This is a genomic window from Phytoactinopolyspora endophytica, from assembly GCF_004138495.1.
GTDB lineage: Bacteria > Actinomycetota > Actinomycetes > Jiangellales > Jiangellaceae > Phytoactinopolyspora > Phytoactinopolyspora endophytica.
Genome location: NZ_ML142870.1, coordinates 18,652 through 26,832, shown reverse-complemented (window position 1 = coordinate 26,832; position 8,181 = coordinate 18,652). Strand labels below are relative to the sequence as shown.

Below are 8,181 nucleotides of genomic sequence, written 5' to 3'. Positions count from 1 at the left end.
GCACGCTCCATCGCAGGGGTCTCTGAGTCACCCGTTCGCGGTGATGTCGGCGAGGACTTGGACGACAGCCTCATGGCCCGCGTATTGCGCCCAGCCGAGAGGCGTCGCGTCGAACCGTTGATCGTGAGCCTGCGCATCCGCGCCCAGCGAGATCAAGAGCTGGACCATCGCCAGGTCTCCATCGAAGGCAGCACGGTGCAAGGCGGTCTCCCATGGCTGCTCCTCCGGTGCGTCGCCACGGCTGTACGCGTTGACGTCGAACCCGAGCTCGATGAGCAGCCTCACCGTGTCGGAACGTCCATTGGCGGCGGCCCAGACGACGAGCCCGGGACGCGCTTGGAGAAGCGTCTCGACCGCGCCTGGGTGTTGAGCCCGCAGCCGCTCGACCTCTTCATGATCGGCCCGCAGCATGGCACCCATCAGCTGGTCGGTCGGTTCTAGGTCCGTAGCGGACGCGCCGGCCGAACGGAGTTGTGCGGTAGTCGTAGGGAAGCCATTGAGTACCGCTAGGTCAAGTGGGCTCCGGCCGTCGTCGTAGGCGGCGTGGACATCGACGCCGTGCCGAATCAGGAGCTGTACCCGATCCGAGTACCCGTGCTCGACCGCCCAACGAAGCTGGGAGCGCAGTAGCTCGGACGGAGAGCCGATGAGGTCGTTCATCCGTGCTTTCCACGGCCCGCCGTCGCCGTGGCCTAGGCCGTATTCGAAGAGCAGCTCCAGATGGTCGTTGTCCGGTCGGAACATGCGGTTGTACAGGGCTTGGCTGTCGTTCGGATCCGCGCCCGCGTCGAGGAGAAGACGGGCCAGAGCGATCGAATGCGGGTGCCGGGGCTGCCGCATCGGTCCCTGTTCGCCTTCGCCGAAAACGCCGGTCAGTACGGTGAACGGATAGGGCCGGCCGTTCCACAGATAGCCTTCGTTCGGATCGGCTCCGGCATCGAGCAGCATCCGAGCGACGGCCAGCACGTTGTCGGCGGGCACATCGGGGTCAAGACGCGAATACGCAAGATAAAACAGCGGCCGCCACGGGTACGGTCCACCGCGAGCTTGGGCGAGCGATGGATCGGCGTCGAGCAGGCGTTCGACGGCATGTGGCCGGCCGGCGGTACTGGCCGCCCACACGTCCGCGTCCACCAGCTCCGGGTGTGCTGCCAGCAGATTCCTGGCCTGTGCCCACCGTGCTGGATCGTCATCGGTGTAGTCGAGGCAGGCGAGGCGGCAGAAATCGTCGGTGGCTCCGTCGGGCGGCTGTTCTGCTGTGGACCAGCCGTGTTCGGCGACCATGTCCACGTACGCTTTCATCCGCGGCCAGCTGGTGAAGCCATGCTCACGCGCGACGACGAGCTGTGCGGCGCTGAGCGGGAACTGCCGGAGGTGGTCTGACGTCACGTCGTCGCTGGAGGTCTGATCGGGATGATGACGCTGGATGCGAGTCAAGGCCGAACGATCTCCGGCGCGGACCACTCGCTGTAGAGCGCGTGCCTCGTTGCGGAGGTATTCGAGACTGGGATGAGCAGGGAGCGAAATGGCCGGCATGGCACTCTCCTTCCGTCTGCCTGATGTCCGCGTCTTCAGGTCGAAAGGAGTGCATTGCCGATGTCACATTGGCACATATCCAGGCGGGCTTAGCCCTTCCCGCGGACCGGTGGCTTCCTAGCAGCCGCTACCAGGCTATCGCAGGAGCGGCGGACGTGTCACTGAGACAAAGCCGGAGGCCGTCGGCGACGACGTGACCGTTGCGGTCGACCGCATGGAAATTGCGCAGGTATTCGCGCCTGGCAGCACCACCTAGTGCCGTCGTCGGCGGACGACGAGCCAGAACACGATGGCGAGCACGGCACCTGCCGCGGCGTACGGACCGTAGCGGCGTATCGCTGCCTGGGTGCCGGTGATCTGAAGCAGATCGATCGGCTCGACCTCGATGTTGGCCTCGTCGGCCGCGGCCCGGGGCTCGGATGGCGGCTGCTGACCCGTGGCGCTCGTCGTGCTCTCAGCCGCGGTGCTCGTGTTGTCGGTCGCGGTGCTCGGCTCGGCCGCCGCTTGCGAAGCGCCGAGCGTGGTTGCCAGGCAGTCAGAGAACTGGCCGAGCAGCTTGGCGCCGACATCGTTGATCATTCCGCGCCCGAATTGCGCCGGGCGTCCGGTGATCTTCAGATCGGTCGTCACGTTCACCTTTGTCGTGTCGCCTTCGGCCTCCATGGTGGCGGTGACGGTCGCGGCGGCGGTACCTGAGCCCCGGCTTTCCTTGCCCGACGCTTCCATGACCAGGCGATGACCCGCCTCATCGGTCTCTGCGAACCGGCCATGGCCCTTGTAAAGGAGGTTGATCGGCCCGAGCTTGACCTTGACCGAGCCGGAGAAGGTCTCGCCGTCGAACTCGTCGAGGGTGGCGCCGGGCATGCAGGGCGCCACACGCGGCACGTCGAGCAGGGCCTTCCACGCGTCGTCGACCGGTACGGGGACGGTGAACTGGTGATCAAGTTGCATGGTCCTCCTCCTTTGCGGGCAGCCCAAGCGTCAGTGTGGTGCACTGCGCACGGCACTCGTGCCGACGCCTCCGACGCGAGGGCTGCCCGGGCTCATTGCGACATCAGATGCCGGCTGCCGTTCCCAGTGCCCGGCGGGTGAGCACCGTGGCCAGATGAGTCCGATAGTCCGCGGAGGCAGACACGTCGCTGGTCGGCTCGGTGCCCTCCGCGGCATGCTGACCCGCGGCTGCCATCGACTCGTCCGTGGCCGGTGCGCCCACGAGCGCCTCTTCAACGCCGTGTGCCCGAACCGGAGTGGAGCTCATGTTGGTCAAGGCGACCCGGGCTTCGTCGATGGTTCCGTTGGACCGCCGGATCGCCACCGCGACGCCGACCAGAGCCCATGCCTGCGCTACCCGGTTGAACTTTTCGTAGTGGGTACCCCAGCCGGCGAGTTTTGGCACTCGCACCGAGACCAGAATCTCGTCTGGTTCGAGCGCACTGGTCAGGTAGTCGACGAAGAACTCCGACGCCGGCACCGAACGACGGCCGGAAGGGCCGGCGATCTCGAATGTGGCGTCCAGCGCGGTCGCGACGCTGGGCATGTCCCCGGCCGGGTCCGCATGCGCGAGCGAACCGCCGAAGGTGCCCATGTGCCGTACTTGCCTGTCCGCTACCGTCGCCGTGGCCTGCGCGATCAGCGGTGCTTGTGCTCGGATCAGCGGATCGTCCAGGACCTCGGCATGCGTGGTCATGGCGCCGATGACGAGCGCATCTCCGTCGTCGCGGACACCCCGCATCTCGTCGACGCTACCCAGGTCGACCAGCATGCTCGGGGCTGCGAAACGCAGCCTCAGCATCGGGATCAGGCTCTGCCCGCCGGCGAGAACCTTGGCGTCCTCACCACCGTCTGTCAGGGCGTGTACTGCCTCGTCGACTCCGGTGGGACGGCTGTAGTCGAACGCGGTCGGGATCATAGCCGCGCACCACCTTCCTGTGCTCCGTCCTGGGCACTTCGGATCGCCTGCCAGACCCGCTCCGGCGTGCACGGCATCCGCACATCGGAGACGCCGAGGTGGCGCAATGCGTCGACAACGGAGTTGACGACGGCCGGAGTCGAGGCGATGGTGCCGGCCTCGCCGACACCCTTGCTGCCGAGTGGATGCCCCGGCGCTGGAGTCTCGGTCCGATCGGTGACGATGTCCGGCAGGTCGGCGCTGCTGGGGATCGTGTAGTCGACGAACGTGCCGGTCAGCAGGTTGCCGTCGGCGTCGTAAACGGCTTCCTCGAACAACGCCTGGGCGATGCCCTGCGCCACGCCACCGTGCACCTGACCCTCGACGATCATCGGGTTGACCACCCGGCCGACGTCGTCGACGGCGACGTACGAACGGATGGTGACGCGACCCGTCTCGGTGTCCACCTCGGTGGCGCACAGATGGGTGCCGTGCGGGTAGGAGAAGTTCTCCGGGTCGAACGTGGCGTCGGCGTCCAGACTGGACTCGACGCCGTCCGGCATGTCGTGCGACGTGAAGACCGCCAATGCACAGTCCGCCAGCGTCTTGCCCGCTCCGGGTGTTCCCTTGACCCGGTATTGGCCGTCGACGAACTCCAGATCTGCCGGGTCGCACTCGAGGAGATGCGCGGCGATCGGCTTGGCCTTGTCGACCACCTTCTGGCAGGCGTTGACCAGGGCGATTCCACCCACGGCGAGGGAACGAGATCCGTAGGTGTCCAGGCCCTTGTGCGACGTGCGGGTGTCACCGTGCAGAACCTCGACGTCGTCGAACGGCACTCCGAGTCGGTCGGCCGCGATCTGACTCCATGCGGTCTCATGTCCCTGGCCGTGTGGCGAGGTTCCGGTGATCACCTCGACCTTGCCGGTCGGCAGCATCCGTACCGATGCGGTCTCCCAGCCGCCGGCGCCATACCGGAGCTGGCCGAGAATACGCGACGGCGCTAGGCCGCACATCTCGGTGTAAGTGGAGATACCGATGCCGAGCTGGACCGGGTCACCGGATTCCCGGCGGGATGCCTGCTCGCGGCGGAGCTCGTTGTATCCGAAGAGCTCCATCGCCTTCTCGGTGGCGGCCTCGTAGTTGCCGGAATCGTAGGTCAGCCCGGCCGACGTTGTGTACGGGAACTCGTCGTGGTTGATCCAGCTGCGACGGCGCACCTCCATCGCATCCATGCCGAGTTCGTCTGCGAGGTCGTCCATGGCTCGTTCGAGCGCGAACGTCGCCTCCGGGCGGCCAGCACCGCGGTAGGCGTCCGTCTTGGTCGTGTTGGTGAACACCCCGCTGCACTCGAACCGGTAGGCGGGGAACTTGTAGATGCCGCCGTACATGAACGCACCGAGGATCGGTATGCCAGGAGTGATGATGCCGAGGTAGGCGCCCATGTTGGCCAGCAGCTTCACGGAGATGCCGGTGACCGTTCCGTCGCGACGGGCACACAGCGTGACGTCCTGGATCTGGTCGCGGCCGTGATGGCCGGAGAGCATCGTCTCGGAGCGTGACTCCACGTACTTGACCGGCCGGCCGAATCGCCGCGCGGCGGCGAAGGCGATGAACTCTTCTGGCGTGACCTGCAGCTTGCCGCCGAAACCGCCGCCTACGTCCGGGGCGATCACCCGGATCTTCTGTTCGGGGACTCCGGTGGACATGGCGAGCAGCAGGCGGAGGATGTGCGGCACCTGGGTGGCGGACCACATGGTGATCTGCTCGCCTGTGGGATCGACGACGACGCTGCGCGGCTCCATGAAGGCGGGGATCAGCCGCTGCTGGATGTAGCGGCGGTTGATGACGATCTCGGCGTCCGCTTCTGCCTGCGCGACGTCGTCCCCCGTGCCGGCCTCTGCGGAGTCGAGCACCCACGTGTAGCACTTGTTGGTGCCCGTGTCCGCGTGGACCAGCGGCGCGCCGTCAGCGAGTGCCTCCTCCATGTCGAGCACCACCGGCAGCGGTTCGTAGTCGATCTCGATGGCCTCCAGCGCGTCCATCGCGGTGGCGTGGTCCCGGGCGGCCACGACGGCCACGGGCTCACCGGTGTGCCGGACCTCGTCGACGGCGAGTGGTGGATAGTCCGGCAGGACCGTGTCTTCAGTCACGGGCCAGACGCACGGCATGGCTCCCTGCATGTCGGCGATGTCTCGCCCGCTGAATGCCTCGACGACACCGGACATCTCTAGCGCCGGGCCCACATCCACGTGGGTGATCCGGGCGTGTGCCATCGGGCTCCGCAGGATCCCCAGGTGGAGCATGCCGGGAAGGCTGATGTTCTCGGTCCACATCGTCCGGCCGGTGATCAGCCGGGCGTCTTCCTTGCGTAGACGCTCACGTCCGACTTCGGCGCCGGAGCGGTCCTCGGTCACGGTCATGTCGTCACCTCGTCCCGGGTCGCATGAGCCGAAGCCGTCTCTGGTGTCGCATGCCTGGCCGTGCGCATCGTCTCGCCCGCCTCCCGGACGGCCTTGACGATGTTCTGGTAACCGGTGCACCGGCACAGGTTGCCCTCGAGGCCGTCCCGGATCTCGGCGTCGGTGGGATCTGGGTTCTCAGCCAGCAGATCGACCGCGGACATGATCATGCCGGGCGTGCAATAGCCGCACTGCAGCGCGTGTGTCTCATGGAACGCCTGCTGTACGGGGTGCATCTCGCCGTCGCGGCCGGCCAGGCCCTCGACGGTGGTGATGTCCATGCCGCTGGCTTGCACGGCGAGGACCGTGCAACTCTTCACGCTGTTGCCGCCCATCAGGACGGTACAGGCGCCGCAGTTGCTGGTGTCGCAGCCGACGACGGTCCCGATCTTGCCGAGCTTGTCCCGGAGGTGGTGGACGAGGAGAGTGCGGGGTTCGACGTCGTCGTCGTACCGGACGCCGTCGACCGTCATGGATATGTGGGTCATGGGCCCTCCCGCGTACGCATGGGGCCGGTCAGGCATGCCAGCCCTCTGATGTGCGCATCGATCGGCGCCGCAGCGCGCCTCACCTCCTCGTGATCGCGATCATGTTGCGCCTGACGGCGTCCAGATCCCGGTGCGCGCTTGTAGGACACCAGCAAAGTCGACCGCGGCGTCCACCGCAAGGGGTTCGCCGGAACTGGAGTCTCACGGGTCTGGTTCCGGGACGGTCGCGACTGGCGATCAAGGTCAGAGGTGCGGCACCATGACGTGTGGTGTGAAGTCACCATCGATGCTGATGTATCGGTATCAGGCTCGCGGCAAGGGAGGCGCGACATCGCCTCGCCGCGAGGAGTAACACGATGCTTTTCGACTGCCCTGAATGCGGGCTGCCTGCGACTGTGACCACGCGGGGTCGCCTCGCCAGTACGTCTGGGTCGGTGGAGCACGTCGACGTGCGATGCGTCGCGGACCATCGTTTCGTCGGGCCCGCCGAGACGTTGCGCGTCCTGCTCTGAATCCCTCTGCGGGTGTGGTCCCGTCGTCGGCGGGCATTCGCTATCTCATAATGCGGACTTATCGATAGTCACGTAAACCGCCTGCGCAGCCTGCGATTGTGCTGCCCGCGTCCGGGTCCGGTGCGTGCCGCCGGGTTGTCCGTACTGGAGTGTGCCGCTAACGTACGTGACGCTAATCGTTCAAGCGAACGATTAAGGCGCTCCAGCTAGGAACCGCACGTCGAGTGATGACAGGCGACGTGCGCGGGGTGCTGATGAACCGCGCTGAGATGACGGCCGTAGATGTCGGTGGGTGCGATGTGCCGTCGGAACGGGCAACGAAGCCCAGGCTGTGGGTGGCAGCGAGCGCGGTGCCCATGATCCCTACCCACAGGAGTTCGCGTGCGACGCCCTTCAGCGACGGGCTCTCCCATGACTCGGCGAACCTTGCTGGCAGGTGGAATCGGCCTGGCAGCTGCCGCCATGACGGGTTGTTCGACATCGGGACCAGCCACGACGGTCCTACCAGAACAGGCCCGTACCGGTTCGGCGCGAGCCGGCGGTGAACTGCGCATCGCCCGCCCACCGGCCTCGAACGCCGAAACGCTCGATCCCGCCAGCTCGCTCTCCGCGTACGAGTACCTCGGTGCCCTGTACAACCGCCTCACCCGCGTTGACCGGGACGGGCAGGTCGCGCCGGATCTGGCCGAGGAATGGGACTTCAGCGCGGACGCCATGCGCTGGACGTTCCGCATCCGCGACGGTGTGAGCTTCCACGACGGCCGGCCATGCACGGCTCATGACGCCGTTTACACGATCCGCCGGCTGCTCGACCCCGATCTCGCGTCGCCGCAGCAGGGCGTGCTGGCTCCGCTGATGGAGCCGAACGGCGTGACCGCCACGGACGAGCGCACCTTAGTCATCGAGCTCACCTCGCCCAACGCCGAGCTCCCCAGTCTCTTCACCGGATACAACTGCTACGTCGTTCCGGACGGAAGCGGCGACGAGGCCGGTGCGACGGGGATAGGCACGGGCCCGTTCAAGCTCGACTCATTCACCGCCGCAGGGCGGGGTCGCGTCGTCGCGAACGACGCGTACTGGGAAGGGGAACCGACGCTCGACAGCATCGCCTTCTTCACCATTGCCGACCAGCAAGCACGGACGAACGCGCTCCTGGCGGACCAGGTGGACCTGCTCTCGCAGACCAACCTGGACTTCGTCACGGCCAGGGTGGTGAACGCATCGGAGAACGCCACCATCGCCCGGGTACGCAACGGTCAGTGGTACACGATCCCGATGCTCACCACGATGGAGCC

At 66.7% G+C, this 8,181-nt stretch carries 6 protein-coding genes; 1 reads left to right on the top strand and 5 read right to left on the bottom strand.

What is annotated here, in order from left to right:
- Positions 1 to 27 precede the first annotated feature (27 nt).
- From ELR45_RS29615 to ELR45_RS29595, 5 genes are all read right to left on the bottom strand, one after another.
- On the bottom strand, positions 28 to 1,536 hold the full coding sequence (locus ELR45_RS29615) for an ankyrin repeat domain-containing protein (protein WP_129669512.1): 1,509 nt from the start codon (positions 1,534 to 1,536) through the stop codon (positions 28 to 30).
- 252 nt (positions 1,537 to 1,788) lie between these two features.
- Positions 1,789 to 2,487, bottom strand: a complete 699-nt coding sequence (locus ELR45_RS29610) for an SRPBCC family protein (protein ID WP_129669511.1) — start codon at positions 2,485 to 2,487, stop codon at positions 1,789 to 1,791.
- A 103-nt stretch (positions 2,488 to 2,590) separates the two neighbouring features.
- Positions 2,591 to 3,445, bottom strand: a complete 855-nt coding sequence (locus ELR45_RS29605; RefSeq protein WP_129669510.1) for an FAD binding domain-containing protein — start codon at positions 3,443 to 3,445, stop codon at positions 2,591 to 2,593.
- The gene (locus ELR45_RS29600; RefSeq protein ID WP_129669509.1) at positions 3,442 to 5,847 is read right to left on the bottom strand and encodes a xanthine dehydrogenase family protein molybdopterin-binding subunit; all 2,406 of its coding nucleotides are present in this window, start codon (positions 5,845 to 5,847) and stop codon (positions 3,442 to 3,444) included. Before ELR45_RS29600 ends, ELR45_RS29605 begins: the two co-directional genes overlap by 4 nt.
- A complete protein-coding gene (locus tag ELR45_RS29595) occupies positions 5,844 to 6,374 on the bottom strand; it encodes a (2Fe-2S)-binding protein (RefSeq protein WP_129669508.1) in 531 nt (176 codons plus the stop codon). The genes ELR45_RS29600 and ELR45_RS29595 overlap by 4 nt, the downstream gene beginning before the upstream one ends.
- Positions 6,375 to 7,297: 923 nt before the next feature.
- Here ELR45_RS29595 and ELR45_RS39590 point away from each other — a divergent pair.
- The coding region (locus ELR45_RS39590) for an ABC transporter substrate-binding protein (protein ID WP_240760229.1) at positions 7,298 to 8,181 on the top strand (884 nt) is incomplete at its 3' end.

Bases quoted from the DNA above. Each gene is read 5' to 3' on its own strand.
- ELR45_RS29615 (WP_129669512.1), bottom strand. From the start codon at position 1,536: ATGCCGGCCATTTCGCTCCCTGCTCATCCCAGTCTCGAATACCTCCGC.
- ELR45_RS29610 (WP_129669511.1), bottom strand. From the start codon at position 2,487: ATGCAACTTGATCACCAGTTCACCGTCCCCGTACCGGTCGACGACGCG.
- ELR45_RS29605 (WP_129669510.1), bottom strand. From the start codon at position 3,445: ATGATCCCGACCGCGTTCGACTACAGCCGTCCCACCGGAGTCGACGAG.
- ELR45_RS29600 (WP_129669509.1), bottom strand. From the start codon at position 5,847: ATGACCGTGACCGAGGACCGCTCCGGCGCCGAAGTCGGACGTGAGCGT.
- ELR45_RS29595 (WP_129669508.1), bottom strand. From the start codon at position 6,374: ATGACCCACATATCCATGACGGTCGACGGCGTCCGGTACGACGACGAC.